12 protein-coding genes are annotated in these 16,097 nt (G+C 61.2%); all 12 read right to left on the bottom strand.

The window, feature by feature from the left end:
* Positions 1-110: 110 nt before the first annotated feature.
* A complete protein-coding gene (locus tag G3I77_RS41070; protein ID WP_374385340.1) occupies positions 111-902 on the bottom strand; it encodes an HNH endonuclease in 792 nt (263 codons plus the stop codon).
* 159 nt (positions 903-1,061) lie between these two features.
* Positions 1,062-2,768 carry a hypothetical protein gene (locus G3I77_RS02375; protein ID WP_248500737.1) on the bottom strand — a complete coding sequence of 569 codons (1,707 nt, stop codon included), beginning with the start codon at positions 2,766-2,768 and terminating at the stop codon, positions 1,062-1,064.
* A gap of 262 nt (positions 2,769-3,030) precedes the next feature.
* Positions 3,031-4,293, bottom strand: coding sequence for a restriction endonuclease (locus G3I77_RS02370; RefSeq protein ID WP_248500735.1), 1,263 nt, complete (start codon positions 4,291-4,293; stop codon positions 3,031-3,033).
* A gap of 239 nt (positions 4,294-4,532) precedes the next feature.
* Positions 4,533-6,707 (bottom strand): DNA sulfur modification protein DndB, encoded by a 2,175-nt coding sequence (locus tag G3I77_RS02365; RefSeq protein WP_248500733.1) that lies wholly within the window; start codon positions 6,705-6,707, stop codon positions 4,533-4,535.
* 238 nt (positions 6,708-6,945) lie between these two features.
* Positions 6,946-8,685 carry an ATP-binding protein gene (locus G3I77_RS02360; protein WP_248500731.1) on the bottom strand — a complete coding sequence of 580 codons (1,740 nt, stop codon included), beginning with the start codon at positions 8,683-8,685 and terminating at the stop codon, positions 6,946-6,948.
* 385 nt (positions 8,686-9,070) lie between these two features.
* Positions 9,071-9,541 carry a hypothetical protein gene (locus G3I77_RS02355; protein ID WP_248500730.1) on the bottom strand — a complete coding sequence of 157 codons (471 nt, stop codon included), beginning with the start codon at positions 9,539-9,541 and terminating at the stop codon, positions 9,071-9,073.
* Positions 9,542-9,811: 270 nt separating this feature from the next.
* The gene (locus tag G3I77_RS02350) at positions 9,812-10,732 is read right to left on the bottom strand and encodes an IS3 family transposase (RefSeq protein WP_248500729.1); all 921 of its coding nucleotides are present in this window, start codon (positions 10,730-10,732) and stop codon (positions 9,812-9,814) included.
* On the bottom strand, positions 10,720-11,007 hold the full coding sequence (locus G3I77_RS02345) for a transposase (protein WP_282572380.1): 288 nt from the start codon (positions 11,005-11,007) through the stop codon (positions 10,720-10,722). The genes G3I77_RS02350 and G3I77_RS02345 overlap by 13 nt, the downstream gene beginning before the upstream one ends.
* Positions 11,008-11,124: 117 nt before the next feature.
* Positions 11,125-11,505: a DNA sulfur modification protein DndE gene (gene dndE, locus G3I77_RS02340; RefSeq protein ID WP_248500727.1), complete on the bottom strand. Its 381-nt coding sequence runs from the start codon at positions 11,503-11,505 to the stop codon at positions 11,125-11,127.
* Positions 11,495-13,486 (bottom strand): DNA sulfur modification protein DndD, encoded by a 1,992-nt coding sequence (gene dndD, locus G3I77_RS02335; protein WP_248500726.1) that lies wholly within the window; start codon positions 13,484-13,486, stop codon positions 11,495-11,497. Before dndD ends, dndE begins: the two co-directional genes overlap by 11 nt.
* Complete coding sequence (dndC, locus tag G3I77_RS02330; RefSeq protein ID WP_248500725.1) at positions 13,473-14,966, bottom strand: DNA phosphorothioation system sulfurtransferase DndC; 1,494 nt, start codon at positions 14,964-14,966, stop codon at positions 13,473-13,475. The genes dndD and dndC overlap by 14 nt, the downstream gene beginning before the upstream one ends.
* Positions 14,963-16,093 carry a DNA sulfur modification protein DndB gene (gene dndB, locus G3I77_RS02325; RefSeq protein ID WP_248500724.1) on the bottom strand — a complete coding sequence of 377 codons (1,131 nt, stop codon included), beginning with the start codon at positions 16,091-16,093 and terminating at the stop codon, positions 14,963-14,965. Before dndB ends, dndC begins: the two co-directional genes overlap by 4 nt.
* Positions 16,094-16,097 lie beyond the last annotated feature (4 nt).

The raw sequence follows: 16,097 nt of genomic DNA, 5'->3' as shown, positions 1-16,097 counted from the left end.
TTGGTCCGCCCTCGTCACTCAAGGGCTGAGGCGAGGCACGAGGTCGTCGGCCTTGGCGAACTCGAAGGCGCACCCTCAGAGCAATGGCGTACTGCGGCCCGCGCTAACAGCTATCTCTTCGGCAGCAAGGTCGGACTAACGAGTCTGTGGCCTACCCAGGGATCATGTTTGCGGCACACAACCATGAGATTCGTGGGTGTCAATGCTCCCTTGGTGTTACGGGGGGCCACGAACAGCTCGTCGGTCTCAAGTTTCGCTCCACAGCCATCGGGCGTCTCACATCTCGCGCGCGTAGCAACTATGCGCAGCATCCATAGGGGCTGGGGTACTGAGACATGACCGAGTGATGGATGCTCTATCACTCCACTCGACCAAGCCTTGGCGTCATACAAACTCCAGAGGCTACTCTTTGCAATGTTGCACCAGCCGCACGCTAGCCTGAGGTTTTCTTCGTCTGTCGCACCACCTTCCGCGACGGGAATAACGTGATCGAGTTCCACCGTCAAATGTCGCGGCTTCACGCCTCTTGGGCGAGTGAAATCCACGAGCTTGTGAGGCTCCAACGGCACCCTCGTCCGCTGCAGAAATAGATCCCTGGCGTGCGAGGAAAATTTATATCCACAGAGATAGCAACGCTGCAACGGTTCGTCCCTAAACCAGACTGCGTCACGTAGTGCGCGATCAATTCGCTCACGCCCCGCGTTCCGCCTCGCCGCCACTTCCCGCCACGCGAAGGTCGCGAGCTGACGCGATACGGCCCGAATTTCATCATTTGGCACCGTTGGGTCAAGCTCGCGCAAGCATGCGGAGATCTCCAGGAAGAGATGACCGATATTATCGGAATTTCTCGCATATCTCCCAAGGTCGACGATACCTTCGATGAACCATCGACCGACAGTCATCGAATAATCAGCACGAAGAATCCACCCGTTCTTACCCAGCAAATCCCCAGGAATACTCAGCTGCGCAATTTCCCTCAACCCGTCTTCCGACCACCTATTCGGAAGGGTATCGCCGAGCACACGGTAGAAATTGCGAACCCCATGTGTATCCATATCGCGTTACGGCTTGAACGAGTGCGGCAGCTTCGTGGGGACCTTTCGATACTCATGCCAATTCTGTGACCACAATTCTTTAACCACCCGTTGATCCTTCTTGGTTCTCTCCAGACGCCAATTCCTGTTAAAGTAAGACGAACTCACCCGCCCATTCTTCAACCACTCATCGAGTGTCCGGGAGAAGTCCGCCATGTTTTCAAGCGGCTCAGCCTGGGTGTAAATGTAGTCGAAGTAGTCGGTGGCGAGGATTGTCAAAGAAATCTTGTTGAACAAGTTACTTGTCGCCGTGCTGCCCCATCCATTAAATGTGTCGACATCGACTGGATCACCAAAATAGTCGCGAATACGGGTATAGAACTGGATAAAAACGTCGCGCCACGGGCCGTCAGGGCGAGACCACTCTTCTAGCCGCTCGGTTTCCGACTCCCCAGAGACCAATCCACACTGGGGGAAGTATTCCTTTTTCCATTCGCGCGCGTAGTCAACTTTCGCGTGATACGGCTTGCCGCCTTGGAGCTTCCGAAAGATCGACACAAGCCCTTGAAGTACACTCCACTGCAACAGGTCGGTACGGTCTCCGCCCATGCCTGTTTGGACCAAGCCTCGGAACGGGCTTCCTTCGGCCCTTGTGAGATAGGCGACTGCCTGTGAGTCCTCGAGCTTGATGCCTGCCTTTTGAAGGCGCTCAGCTACGGGCTCCAGCTCTTCACGACTCAGACTGGTGGAGACAATCGTCCCGAGTAGCGCCTTCCCCATGGGAATAGCTTTCTGATTTACGACGACAAACTGAAATACGTGTTCACTCGGGCTGTCATCCATTAGGAGAGAAAACGGTAGCTGACGAGACTCCCTGAGGATTAGCTGCCGTTCCGCGTCCGCGGGATTCATTCCTTCCGCAGTCGCAGTGAGGATATAAGCCTGGCCCTCAGGAGTCTTCGGAGCGTGACTTGCGGAAACGACAGCGCCGCGCAGCCGGTGCTGTCCGTCAACGAGCACTACTGGCTTTAGATAGCCAAGCAATGCCGACTTTGTGAATCCTTGAACAGAGTCGGCATCCTGAATCCCTAGATGCTCCAAAACACGGATTCTACCCTTAAGTTCAGTATAAAAATCTACAAGATGGGTCTCTTCGGCGAGCATGATAGTCCCGGCGTCGTCGCTGTCCTCACCGATCGCCTCAGCAACGGTCACCGTTTCGTCGTTTTGGCCTTCACTCTCGTCGTCTTCATCGGAGCCTGACGAGGATTCATTCCGAAGGTTTTCACGCTCAAGGAGAACGGCTACACGATTCTCGTCCACAACACTGTCGTCGAGTATGCTGACACGCGCTTCAAGGCGGGCGACCAGACGCCTCAGGAGGTCAATCATGGGGACTTGCGAGTAATCTTCGTATGTGATCCTCAGAGTCCCGAAAGGGGAGCCCGACTTGAGCTCCTTGAACTCAATTCTTTCATGATCCTGCAATGCGCCCAGCAATGGGTTCTGAGCAACGTTACGATGATTGCTGAAGAATTTTGTCAGTTCACGAACCCGTGTCGGATCTTCTTCTCGCTGGAAGCCAGAGGTCTCTTCCTCATCTAGCCTGCGCCGCTGTGGGACACCCGCCCACTTCTCGATATCCACGGCTGGGGCGGAAAATAGAATCAGTGGCTTACTTTCCGGGGTCTGCCACGTGCGAAATGCCTCATAGGTGCGAATAACCTCGCTCACCCGTTCCTCCTTCATGTCAATGACCCCGACACCCGCGTGCGAAGGGATAGCCAGCCCCTCAAACCGGAGGCCGATGCTAGCAGTCTGCCCATGCCCAACGGTTCCAATTCGTATGAGAGTTGTCTGCCCATCACCTCGGCCGCGCCCTCATAACTATCTCGCGGCTGCTGCCCTGGAGCGCGTCTGCATCACGTCTGCGGGTGCCAGACTGTTGCCGGCGCCGGTAGGCCACAAGTGCAGTCCGTGCCTCGTGATGACGAGCTCACTTCACCAAACCGAGTTGTGTCAGCCACCGGAGCACCAACGCGGCCTGGGTGGAGCTCAGTCCGGCCGGCGGATCCTCTCGAACTAGCTGCCGCCGCGCGCTCTCACCCACCACGTCACTGACGAGGTCTCGTACCTCTACTGCCCCTGCAATTCGTGACAAAAAAGCGTCACCAAGCAGACGAGGATCTCGATCGTCGAGAAATCGCCGGCCCTTGAACGTGAGGGTGACATGGTCGCTCTCAATCTCAGCGAGGCCGAGAGAGAGGAGAACTCGCATCCGCCGTCGCGCTTCGTCCGCTCTTGTGATGCTGGGAAACTGCTTCTGGAACAGGGCGATGTAGTCGTCCAGGCTAGGCTGCGCCTCCGCCAACCGAGCCATGGCTGCCAGCGTGGATAGGTAGTCGGCGCTGCGTCCTCCTGGTAGCTGTGCCAGGAAGAACTTCTGCCCTCCCTGCCTGGCAGCAGGCGAGACCTGATCGTCATCCGTCGCGGACGGGGTAGCGTGCAGCCCGCCAGTCAGAAGCTGCTCATCCAGGGAGAAGAATGCGACTCGAGATGTCTGGACTCCGAAGCCATGCTCTGCCATCAGGTCTGCAAGCATGCGGCCATCAATGAGATGGACGGGGTTCCCGTCCTGACGAGCTGCATCCTTGATCGCCGGACCTGCAAAGTGGCTGGTTGTCACGATCACCCCCTGTTGGGTGGATTTCAGGGATCCTCGAAGCCGTTGAACCTCCGGCCGCCCCACGGGCTTTCGCCACCGCTTCACTTGCAGCGCGGTGGGCACGCGCGTCACGCCGCGGGCGGACAGAATCGCATGCACATCGATGCCCCCGTCGTTCGATCGTTTGGTTACTCGGACCTCTTCGTACCCGATGGCAATGAGCAACTGGGCCACGATGTGTTCGAACACGATCGGGTCGCACTCTCTGAGCTGCTCAAGGAGGTCCTGCTTGACCTTTTCGTTCCATTGCTCGACTGCTGCTTCTGCTGGATTACCCGGAGGACGGAGACGCACTGACTCACCGTCAGTGATGCCGAAACGTGGGCGCTTGCCACGAGCTGTCCGGCGTAGCTCGTCTTCCCTGAGCGCCTGCACCAATTGATGCTCCGCTGCCAGCGTCGTTGCGGAAGCATCTTCATCTGGAGCAAGCTCCTTGATTAATTCTGTGACCGATAGCGGCCCCAACTGGCGTTTGCGCAGGACACGTTCAACCCGATCGGCAAGCGTCTCACCAGACTGCGCCACGTCGGTCATTCCTTCTCTCCCCCAGGGACGGATTTAGCCGGTCGACCGCCGACGCACTGTGCGCCCTGATCGGCCCTACGACTGATCGAAAGACCCACCTCACACGAGCGGATCAATGTTCTTCAGGTGGGTCTGCCATGCGCCGGCACGGCTGGCGCTCATCCTCGGCGAAGGAAGCGTGGGCAGCCAGCGGTCCGCGCTCGACGCCCAAGCCTCCACCGAAACGACTCCTCGCTAGTGCATCCCGCCTACCTGTCCGCCTCTGCCCGAGCATCATCCAGGTCGAGCTCTCCCTGCTTGCTGCGGCGAATCGGCTGGCTCAACCACGCGTCGAAGTCGTCGTCCGACACAGCAAACCAGTCCTTAAGGGCTTTCTTGAGCGCAGCATGCGCTTGCTTCTCTGCAACTGGTCGGAGATCGCTTTCCTGTGCAGTGGGCTGGTTCGTCTTGAGAGCCTTGAGTTGCTGTTTGATACACAGGTCCAGGTACATCCGCCGGGCTTCGCCGAGCTTGATGTCGAACTCTTCGCGGTCTGGCAGCCACTGGGCTACGTGGGGCCACGCCGTGGGGACAGCCACAGCCTGCAGCCAGAAGTAGCGGAAGTAGACGGCCTGCGCTGATTCCATGTTCCCGATCTGGTTGATCGGGTTCGTGACCCCGGCTTTGTTGAAGGCGACCTTCCTGTCACGAGCCCGCCCGTGCTCGATCTGGAAGAATGCGTTCCAGGCATCGACCAGTGCTTCCGCGAAGGCCGGAAGGTCTTTGAGATCGACACCGCCTGGCTGTGTCTTTCGAACCTCCCATAGCGAGCCCATAGTCATGACGAGGCCGAGCTGGCAGGCATGGGTGTTGAGCACGCTGTAGGCGTCCTTGCAACGCTTGACGCGCTCAGGGCGAGTCGACCCTAGGTACTCCTGAGCGCGGTACTGGTCGAAGTCTTCCTCTTTGCCTTTGAGGGCTTCCCAAGCTCGGATGACGTCCGACTTGGGCAGTCGGCGGTCCGCGTTGTCCCTCTGATCCATGTAGTGGTCATAGCTGTCACGCAGCGTCCAGAAGACACCCACTCCACCGAAGAGAGCATCGTGGGCCAGGGCCGCGAATGTGTCGGCAACATGCCAGTCGTCCTTGAGCTTGGTCAGCGCGCTGGCGTGGGCTGCGTACGGCGCGGTCCTCGACAGCAGCGTCAGAATTGCCCTCCCCCACGTCTCCTTGAACCTCGCGCTGATCGTCTCCATCTTTCCTAGCGGGAATTGCTTGTCTCCGAGGGTGTCCCGATCAAAGGGGATGCCCCCGTCTTCGAAATACCTCTCCAGGAGAGTCCCTACGTCGAGCTGTTCGCGCATGAACTCGTCACGCTGCAGGTCACCCTCCTTTCCGGAGATCCCCTGCGCGACATTGGTGAGGTACTTCGACGGTCCAAAGATGCAGCGGTTCACGGCCATCTTGAGGAGGTTGATGTTCGTGAGTACCGACCACCGCGCGGGGCGGTGACTGTTTACTTCGGGGTTGTCGTACTCCACCGCATACAGGGGCAGATAGGAGTCATCCTTCCTGCTCCGCAGCTCACTAAGCATGCTCCGCGTCAGGACGTTGGAGAGTTCGGCGTCCGAGAGCAGGATGATGCGGGACTCGCTCGGGGGGCGTGCCTCCTTGTTGACATCAACGAACAGCTTCCGGGCCGCTTCGTGAGGCCGCGATCCGTCCCCGGTCTGTTCCGGGAACCAGCACACGGTGACCGGCACTTCGACCTTCGACAGGTCGGGTTCGCCGGCACCGTGCTGCTCCAGCACACGGCGTACCTGGTGCTCATAGAAGGAGCGGTACTTGACCGCGGAAGTGTCCTGCCATGAGTTGGTCAGAGTGCGCTCAATCGCGAGGAGCGCCATTGCGCGATGCTGGCCGTCAAGAACAACCAGGCTTGCTTCGGAACGGTTCCACCAGAGCTTGCCCACATTGGCTCCGTGCGGCTGTCCATCGGAGGCGAGGAGGCGATGGACCTGGAAGGCGCTGCCAGCGCGTTGTTCCTGCCAGTTGGCTTCGTCGGCGCTGATGGAAGTCACCTCCCCCAGTACGGGAAAGGCGGTGGGGCGCTTGTTCCGGAAGGGAAGCACGACGGCCACGATCGGTGGGAAGAAGGCAGGCCCTGTCGTCTGTGGTTTGAGCAGATAGGGGATCAGATTGACAGCCACACGGTGATCATCGAGGTCGCGTTGCAGAAGCTGGTTAAAGTCGAGGTCGCCGGCATCCATGACTTCACGAACCGGAGCCAGGTTCTTGGTGAGCTGCCGCTCGGGCGTGTTGGCGTCACCACCGAGTCGGGCCTTTGTCATGATGTAGTCGACCCTCCCCGCCGGGGTGTCGAAGCTCCCCCACGTTCCCTGCACGTAGTCGCGGAACGTGAGCCCACTGCCCGAGCCGAACATCCTTCACTGCCTTCCCACGCTGCTTCGGTTGTGACGCCGACGCCTAAGTCGCCAGCGCACGGTGCCTTACTTGCTGAGTCTTCTCACGACATCCTGCAGGTCACGCGCTGACTGCGTGTCCCATTGAAGGAAATGACGCAGCTTCACCCACAGAACGCGCCACGGTGGGCACCCCTACGCGCCACGGTGGGCACCCCTAGGACGGTGCCGGTCGGGCCCATCGTCCGCCTCCGGAGGCTCACTCGTCCTTCAGTTCCTCCTTGAGCATGACCCCCGTGAACAGACCCCAGTAGGTGCGAAGCTGACTGAACTGTTCGTCCGGGTTCTCGTGCATGGCTTCCGCACGCGCATAGCCCATGAACAGCAGGTCGATCGCGGCCTCGGCCCGGCGCGCGAGATCCAGGACGTCCTCAGGGCTCATCCCCTCGGCACCATCGTCAGCGATCTTCTTGAGTGGACCGTAGACGTCCCGGAAGAACGAGTGCCGGTGGTTGAACTTCACGACGGACTTGCCGTTGAGGTGATGAACCTCGAGGAACTCCTTGCCGGGCCAGCTTCCGTCGAGCAGGGTGATGGGCTTGGTGCGAATCTGTTCGCGAAGCGTCTCGATCTTGGCGCTGTCGGTCTCCACGTCCAAGCCCATGTCCTCGGCAGCGTGCTGGACGACCTCCTCTTCCTGTTCCGCAGTGGCAGTCCTGCCGGCGACGCCCCGAGGGAGGCTCGGATCGGTCCGTTCAGCGGTGGCCATGCTGCTGCTGTGCTCGCCCTTGGCGAGACGCTCCCGGGTCTCAACTTCCCCCCAGTACTCGCGGATCGCCTTCCGAGCCCGCAGGACAGGGAGCTTCAGCCAGTCGCGCAGCTCGTTTCGAAGCCTCGTCACAGGCTCTGCTCCGCGCTTCACGTTGCGCACCTGGAAGTACTCATCCAGTTCCGCTGTAAAGCTCACTTCGATGGCGACGTACCGGATGACCTTGTCGGTACGGCTGGTGTCGAGGAGGTGAGGAACCACGTCGTAGTAGATCTCGCGCCCGTTACGAAGGATGCTGATCCTTGCCGCGTTCTCACGGCTGATCTGGTATTCCCTGATGTCCTCGCCTCGGTGGTCAACGTCGCCGCCGGCTCCCTTCCACGGGCGAAACTCGGCGGGTACCAGCGCCACGGCAACGTGGACTTTGTGGCCGTCGACTTCCAGGTCCCCCTCTTCGATGAGTTGGCCTCGCGGGTCCAGCTTCTGAGGCTTGTACCTGGCGATGATCCGGGGGTTGTCTCGCAGGAAGAGCGGGTCGTGGAGCGATACCGTTTTGCCGTCGAGCTCGAATGTGCGGCCCGTGTCGATGTAGGTACGGTATGCGCGAGCGATGAACTTGCGCAGGTCCGCGATCTTCTCTTCCAAGGAGGTCCCATACGCGCCCCCGCTGGCGAGGCGGTCGATCTTGCCGATCACGACTACGGTGCCGGAGGTAAGAGGGCGTCCGTCGCGCCCGACCATGAGCGCGACCGCGTCTTCGGGCCAGGCTGCGACCTCATCGGTGGTGATGTACTGCTGCTTGCCCTCCCTGATCTCTTCGAGATCGATGTAGCTGTGGTAGATCTCGGGTCCGCTGGCTCGCTTGCTGTAGATGTCGATCCGCTCTCCCAGGCTCAACCCGGCGAGCTTCAGCCCCATTCCGAAACGCCCGAGACCTTGGCGCTGGTTGTAGCGGGCGCTGTATCCCATCGACAGGACGTTGTGCATGATCGCTGGGTCAATGCCCACGCCGTTGTCAGCGATGATGAAGGCATCGATGGACTTCTTCTTCGGCCCGTAGATCGGGAGCACACGCATCAGCGTTGCCTCGGCCTGGATGGAGTTGTCCAGCGGCTCGCCAATCGCTGCCGTGAGGTCGAAGCCGGCATCGCGCATCGATTCCAGAGCACGGTCGAGTTGAATGATGCTGGCGCGCTGGCTGTCTGCCGACAGGAACAAGGGGTTCGTCATGACAGGACCTCACTGTTGGGGGCGGAAGGCTGGTGCAGATGGCGAAACTGTCGGGCTGCTTGTTGCTCTGACTGGCAGAACACGCAAGCGGTCTCGTGGAAGTCCGGCCGATCTGGGTGGATGCGGTTGGTCAGTTGAGGAGAGAGTGCGTGGAACAGGGCACACTCCATCTCGAAGGCATTGGCCGGGCTGTTGTGTACGTCGTACGTGAAGTACGCGCCACGCTGGTCGCTGCAGTGACGTAGCAGTCGCCGGCGGATGTCGGTGTCGCTGCGTCCGACGTATCGGGGCACGCCTGCGGGCGTATAGAGCACGTAGCTGCCGACTACTTGAGGTGGGATGAGTGCCCGTATGAGCCAGGGCCTCAGGCGGAGAAGTCGTGGTCTCATGCGGCTTGGACCGATGCCGCCCAGAGTTGGCGAGCCTGCTTGCGTGCCCGGGAGACGCGCTCCCGGGCACGGAGCAGGGGGAGCCCCTGTCGGGTGGCCAGGGTCTCGGCATCGTCTCCGCGCGCCAGGGCTTGCAGTACGACGCGTTGGGACTGCGGGATGCCTGGCTCTGCACGGAGCCATTCGTGGATTTCGATGAGTGGGTAGCCCTGGTCCACGGCCCCGTGCTCGGAGGAGAGCACTCCGAGGGAGATGCTGGGGGCGATCATTTTGCGACGCTCCAGCACCTCGTAGGCATGCCCCATCGCTGACCGCGCGCGGTGCTCCGCTGGTGTGGAGTCGTCGCAGGGGTTCCGCAGAAGTTCGTCGAGGGCGCGATCGATCCTGTCGAGCTGATAGGTGTCGCAGGTGTCCAGGGCGCGCTTTTGCAGCGCGAGGATTGCCCCCTCGACCGGGTGGCTGATCATGTTCGCTCCGTCTTGTCTGGCGGCGAGCCCCATGCGGTGGCTCGCGTCCGAAGGGTGAAGCGTTGCTATGTGGTTGTCCTGCGAGGGTACTAGATGGCGCTGACAGTCGGAGGTGAATCTCCTTGCTTGACACGGCGCCTGACTGACCCTCACCTATATAGGTCGGGTGAGGCCGTTCATTGTTGCAGGGGTTGTGGAGGAAGCTCTGGCCCATGGTGCTGGAGCGAGCGAAGCTGCTGGTGTCAATCCCCTCGAACCGTGGAGACCTTCCTATGCAGCCAGCCCCTCGCCGAAGCTGGCCCAGTAGTCGTGTTCGTAGTCGATCGGGCTCTTGAAGCCACACACGCTGTGTAGCCGTCGAGCGTTGTAGAAGTCGGTGATCCAGGTCGCGATCCGGATCCGTGCCTCGGCGCGGGTGGCAAAGGCGCGCCGATGGACGTACTCGACCTTCAGGACGCTGTTGAACGCCTCGCTGACGGCGTTGTCGAAACAAGATCCGACCCGGCCCATGGACTGGAAAACCCCCAGCTTGCGGCAGGCCCGGCGGAACTTCCGCGAGGCGTACTCGCTGCCGCGGTCCGTGTGGAAGATGACGCCCCGCACGTTTTCGCCGCGGGTGGCCGCAGCCATGTGCAGGGCGGCCACGACCAGGCCGGCGTCGTGGTGGGCGCCCATCGCGTAGCCGAGCAGACGACGGGAGAACAGGTCGATGACCGTGGCCAGATACAACTTGCCCTCACCGGTCTCGATCTCCGTCATGTCCCCGCACCACACCAGGTCGGGCGCTTCGGCGGTGAAGTCCCGGCTGACGAAGTCCGGGGCGGCCGGTCGCCTCCCCGGCCGGGTCAGCCCGCGCCGGTGGCGGACCTTGCGGGCGACCAGGCCGAGTTCGGCCATGAGCTTGGCGATGGTGTTCACCGAGACCCGCCAGCCCTGCCGCACCAGCTGGATCCAGATCTTCGGCGAGCCGTAGGTGCCACCGGAATCGATGAACTCCTCCCGCACCGCCTCGGCCAGCTGCCGGCGGCGTACTTCACGCTGGGTCGGCCGACGGGCGCGGTGCTTGTAGAACCACGACTCGCTCACGCCCAGGGCTCGGCACGAGACGCGGTGCGAAATGCCGTGCTCGGTCCTGAAGTCGCTGATCACCCCGACCACTTGGGACGGGTCCGCCACGGCTACTTCACCCACAGAACCATGCAGCGTTTGAGGACATCACGCTCCATGACCAGTTCATTGTTGTCCCGCTTGAGCTGGGCTTTCTCCCGCCGCAACCGCTCCAGCTCGTCACTCTCACCAGCTGGCGCCGTCCCGGCCCGGCGAGCGCGCGAGACCCAGCTGGCCAGCGTGGTCTCGTTGATGCCCAGGTCCTTCGCGACCTCGGCGATCGGCTTCCCGGTCTCCGTCACGATCCGTACCGCACCTTCACGGAACTCGGGATCGAACCTCCGTCGCTTCTCCGCCATGACTCCCAACTTCCCCTGCAGTCATGGTCTTCACGCTACGAGGGGAGGGACACTGGCAATGCGTCAGGGCCCGCCCTCCGGAAGGAGAAGCGGGCCCTGATGAGACGTAGTAGAGGGTTACCCCGTGGCGGTGGAAACAAGTTGCTCGATGGACCGGAGGTCGCTTCCCCCACCGTGCAGGTAGCCGATGCCGCGGTGCAGGTGGACGGTCAGCGTCCGAGCGACAGCCTCATCGGAGAGCTCCTCGCCGTCCATGAGGCACCGTTGTTTGAGCAGGGCAAGGTAGATGTCCCCGTACGGACTGGTGAATGTCTTCCACGACATCTCGACGTTGGAATCAGTCACGACGTCCTTCACCAGAGGCGTGGAGGAGTCCCGGAGCGACAGGGCCAGCGCCCACCGGCACAGCTCGTTCCACTGAGTCAGACCAGTGTTGCGCTTCAACCAAATGAGCTGCTCCTTCGCCGTCTGCGAGAGGCGAACTGTCTCAAGCGACATGCGGGGCTCCTGCAGTCCACCAGTACCCAGCCTCGACGGTGGTGGTGAACTGGGTGTCGTCGTGAACAAGGGTGTACGTATGTGCAAGGGATGGCTTCAAGCGAGCGAGCAGGCTCTCGTCGATCTCTTCGTCTGTGGACAGCAGGAGAACTTGTCGACCAGCCTTCGGGAAGTAGCGATCGACCAAGTGCTGACGGTGCCGGCTGTCGAGGCGCCCCAGAGGCGTATCGATCACGCTGGGCAGTCGATTGCCAGCAACCTTGGCAAGACCCCAGAGCAGCGAGATGGCTAGTAGCTGCCGTTCGCCTGCGCTGAGCCGTCCTGGATCGATGGGTTCCCCATCGGAGTCCGCGAGGGTCAGGGTGGAATTGGCAGTGTCGATCCGCAAATCGTGGATGAGGCCGCTCTTACGCATCAATGCCTTGAAGCTCTGGAGGACAGCGACTTCTAGACGACTGATGTGTCGCCGGAGCAAGGCTTCACCGAACTTCTCCAGGGTGCCGCGTGCCCTCTCCGCGTACTCGACGATTCGATTGAGCTCCTCGATTTCAATCAGCGTCTTGACTCGCTTCTTCTGTGCCCGCTCCAGGTCGGCGCCGATGCGAAGGTGGCGGCTCTTGGCCTCCTCCCATTGCACCTCACAGCGCCTAAGTTCATCCTTGGCAACGGCGAGTGCATCCATCGCCTCGTTGCGCTCCTCAACAAGGTCCTTGATCAGTTTCTCATCCGGGACACCAGCAAGGAGGCGGTCGGCGTCATCGAGGCGGTCAGCCGTCTCCGCAGACTCTTTGAGTAGCTCACGAGCGCGGGATGCATCCCGCGCCAGAGCTTCATCGAGCGCAGAGAATTGCTGAAGCGCGTCAAGCGGAAGACTCAGGCTTTGCTTGAGTTCTGCCGCGCTCTCGCGCTTCTGGCGGTCCGTGGCCAGCTTCTTCTTCAAAGCCGTGCGCACGGCAGCCGTTACCGACGCAGGCAGTTGGTCGAGGAGCCACGCGTCACGCTCCTCTAGGACACCGACCACACGTGTGGCATCGTCAGCATCCTTTTCCCGAACTGCCTGTTCACGGAGGGTTGCCAGTTGCTGAGGGAGCATGAGGAGAGGAAGCGGACCCGACGCTAGGGAACGCAGTGCCGTACGCTGTGCCGCCAAGCGTTCGGCGATGGCTTCCCGATTGGCCTCAAGTTCCTTCAGGCGTTCAAAGAGCTTTCCGCCGGCTCGCTCGAATTCTTTCTCTTTCTTTTCGAGTTTCGCCTGGAGACGGTCACACCTCGACCGGATGCTGCCCAATTCCTGGTGGCGGTCCGCGGCTTCCTGCCTTGCCGCTTCATGCTCGGCTTCCTGAGCGCGGATGTGGTCGATGATGGCCTGGTCTTCATTGGACAGCCGCTGTCGCCGCGCTAGCGCAAGAAGGTCGGTGCGGAGCTGCTCCACCGTGCTCACACCCAGGAGCGAGTGGACTGCGGACTCGATGACGCTGGCTGCCCGCTCGGGGTCCGCAAGCGACTCGATCTTTTCGCCATCGAAGAAGAAGAGTGAGGCTACTTCGAGCGGAAGGATGTCCTCTACGTGATCGGGCCAGCCGTCGCTGAGGATCCGATCGAACTGGCCGTCCACTAGGACGTTCAGGAACTCTTTGAGCTGCTTGCCGCTGGTATGCCAGCTTCGGATCACTCGGTAGTGCCGCTCCTGGTCATCGACGACGATTGAGAATTCTAGCGCGATCTCAGCACCGTCGGACTTGTTGGCCTTGCGGTTGATGCTCTCACGGAGGTAGGAGTCATATGACCGGTTACCCCGCCCGCTGCACCGCGCCCGCGGGCCGTACAGGACTAGTTGGATGGCATCCAGCAGAGTGGTCTTGCCACATCCGTTGAGGCCTCCGATCAAAACAATCGGCCGCCCGGGCTCAACGCTCAGATCGAGTGACTGCTTGCCGCGGTAGGCGCCAAAGTCGTGGAGTTCAAGCTTATGAAGGTGCATCGGTGGTCTCTTCGTCCAGCGTCACGTAGGTGGGAGCGGCGTCGCGGATGGCCTGCTTACGCTTCGCGAACTGAAGGGCGTCGTCTTCGTTCTCGTAGAAGCCCTTCTTGATCGCCTTCTCCAGCTCCTTGAAGAGGCCGGAGCGCCTCGTCATGGTGCGATGCTGCCGTTCGACCGCGAGGAGCTCACGCGTCATCGTGAAGTGAATTTCGTCGCCGTCACACACTTCCTTGAGGAGATCCATCTCTTCAGCCCCGAGGACCAGCTGCTCATCAAGAGGCCGGCCCGGGAACTCCTCGCCCGTGGCTGCCTCATAGATCGCCGGCAGTGTGTCCTCGACTTCATGCTTGTCGAACACCCAGATACGGCGGATCTCGTGCAGTTCCGCCTCCGTGATCAGCTCAATGCCCCGCACGCTCTCGGGCGCCGTCCGCCTCACGAGACTCTGCGCTTCCAACAGCTTCGTCAGCCACTTCTGACGCGCTTCTTGCGTGTACGGGCCCTGGATGACGCCGTCGTGGAAGAGCTGGACATTGCCGTTCATCCGCCGGAAGTCGCGGGTTTCCTTCTCCTGCGACACGTCGTCGAGCTCATTGCGGAGCTCGAGGAGGGGCCGCATCCACTCCTTCTCCTCATCGTTGCGGATCATGGCGGTCATGGACTTGTCCTTGTCCACAAGGGTGCAAGTCCAGCATCCGAAGCGACTGTCACCGCAGGACGGCGTGGTGTCGTCCACCACCAAAGGGCACTCGGAATCTTCGGATGCCCCCTGGTACATGGTCAGCAGATCCTTATTGCGATGCCCCCATGCGTTGGAGTACTGCATCAGGAACATCCAGACCTCATCGGTGCCCCACGCTTCAATGGGGCTGTAGACGAGGGAGTTCGGCAGGTTTCCGTTGGGAGAGAGACGGTCTCGGACACGGCGCTTCTCGTGCTTCGCCATGGCCCGGGCACGCGCCTGACTCTCGGTCTTTCGAATGCCGAGAACGAGGATTGCCTCACCGTGCCGGCGCACGACTCGCCGGATGAACGCGTTCGACGGCTTGATCTTCAACCGCTCTGTGCACCAGCGGAACTTGGGGCGAGGCGCTGGGTAACCCTTACCAATGAGGTTGACCCAGAAGGTGTCCTTAACTTCAGGGATGAGGCGGTGCGGCTCGATAGGCAGTCCCTGCTCCTTCGCCGCCTTCCCCATCGTGTCAAGTGACTGAGTGACCCAAGCCGCAACCACTGGATTTTCAACCAGTGTGTCCGTGCTGATGACGTGCACTGGCTTGGTGCGCTGCTCGTCCGGCAGCCCTTGGAGCGCAAGCCAGACGAGTTGGAGTACGGCGGTGGAGTCCTTGCCGCCGCTGTAACCGATGACCCAAGGCACCTCGTCAGCTGTGTAGAGCTCGCGGATCTCCTCCGTGAGCTCACCGACTACCTCGGCGAGGGCCCTCCCCTGGAAGGGGGCCGACGACTTCGGGGTGCTCATGCATCTCCTCGCAGGTATGCGTCCTCTACACGCTGCTCTTCCGGACTGAGTTGCAGCTTCATGTGACGACGCAGGTAGTTCACGGTCAGAGTCAAGTTTTGGTGGCTCTTCGACACACGCCCGCCGATCAGCGCGCGCCCCTCCCAATCCGGGTTGGTTCGGGACCAGTCAACCGAAGTCAGACACTTGAGCTTTGAGTGCCACTCCTCCGGTGACTCGGAGTCCCGCAGGAGCGAGTTTCCGATCCGCCCGAGAGCGTGCAGGGCGATACCGTGACTGTGGATGTAGTCCTTGCGTACCTCGGGGGCTGCGAGCTCGCGCTTGCGCACCATTCCCCACTCAGGAACCACAAGGTCGACGGCCTCCCAGTATGCCTCTGCCAGCTCCTGGGCCTTGTCCTTCTTGATCTCCAGCCCTTGCAGTAGCGACTGCGTGGCGTAGTAGACAGCACTCAGGGTGAAGAGCTTGCGGGACCGTTGAGCCAGAGTGCTGTTCTCCATCTCGACATGCCCCTTGAAGACAGGGGACTTCATCGCCAAGAGTCGAGCCATGATCGCCAGATCATCACGGTGGTCGTAGAGCACGCCGATGGAACGTGGTGGCCGGACTGCGTGTCGGTTGAGGTCTGCGAACATCTGCTGGCAGCGGGCCAGCCCAGCGTCATGGAAGAAGACGACGGCGATCGTTTCCTCGCCGAGGTCGGGGTTCTCCTTGAGGGCTTGCTCAATCGCCGCCCGCCGATGCTGACCATCGTTGATCAAGAATCGGGCAGCCATGGGAATCCGGATCTGGCCAGCGCGCATCCCCATGCCGGAGTCCGCGATGCTCTCGAAGTACATCTCGCCGTCGACCGATGCAGTGAGCGCACTGAAGACGTAATCGTCCGGGTTGTCGACAATGTACCGAGTGAGCGCCGGAAGCCGTCCCTTGTTCAGGACGCGCTGGGCTCGCACCTCTGGCGCCAGCTCATCCTCGTCGAACAGGAAGATCTTCGGGATGAGCCGCAGAGGGCACATGGACACGTAGAACTCACGGCCCGCCTGAACGCCCCGGATGGCTGGAAAGATGTAGTCAAAACCGGCGGACGTGGCAGTGTCGGCAAGTTGCGAAGATGGCGATGATCCCACCTGC

Origin of the sequence: Streptomyces sp. D2-8, assembly GCF_023184515.1 — a bacterium.
Lineage (GTDB): Bacteria > Actinomycetota > Actinomycetes > Streptomycetales > Streptomycetaceae > Streptomyces.
Note: the sequence above shows the minus strand (reverse complement) of the source record. Positions and strands in the feature narration are given on the sequence as shown.

Coding starts and splice junctions, on each gene's coding strand:
- G3I77_RS41070 (WP_374385340.1), bottom strand. CDS start 902: ATGACTGTCGGTCGATGGTTCATCGAAGGTATCGTCGACCTTGGGAGA.
- G3I77_RS02370 (WP_248500735.1), bottom strand. CDS start 4,293: ATGACCGACGTGGCGCAGTCTGGTGAGACGCTTGCCGATCGGGTTGAA.
- G3I77_RS02365 (WP_248500733.1), bottom strand. CDS start 6,707: ATGTTCGGCTCGGGCAGTGGGCTCACGTTCCGCGACTACGTGCAGGGA.
- G3I77_RS02360 (WP_248500731.1), bottom strand. CDS start 8,685: ATGACGAACCCCTTGTTCCTGTCGGCAGACAGCCAGCGCGCCAGCATC.
- G3I77_RS02355 (WP_248500730.1), bottom strand. CDS start 9,541: ATGATCAGCCACCCGGTCGAGGGGGCAATCCTCGCGCTGCAAAAGCGC.
- G3I77_RS02345 (WP_282572380.1), bottom strand. CDS start 11,007: ATGGCGGAGAAGCGACGGAGGTTCGATCCCGAGTTCCGTGAAGGTGCG.
- dndE (WP_248500727.1), bottom strand. CDS start 11,505: ATGTCGCTTGAGACAGTTCGCCTCTCGCAGACGGCGAAGGAGCAGCTC.
- dndD (WP_248500726.1), bottom strand. CDS start 13,486: ATGCACCTTCATAAGCTTGAACTCCACGACTTTGGCGCCTACCGCGGC.
- dndC (WP_248500725.1), bottom strand. CDS start 14,966: ATGAGCACCCCGAAGTCGTCGGCCCCCTTCCAGGGGAGGGCCCTCGCC.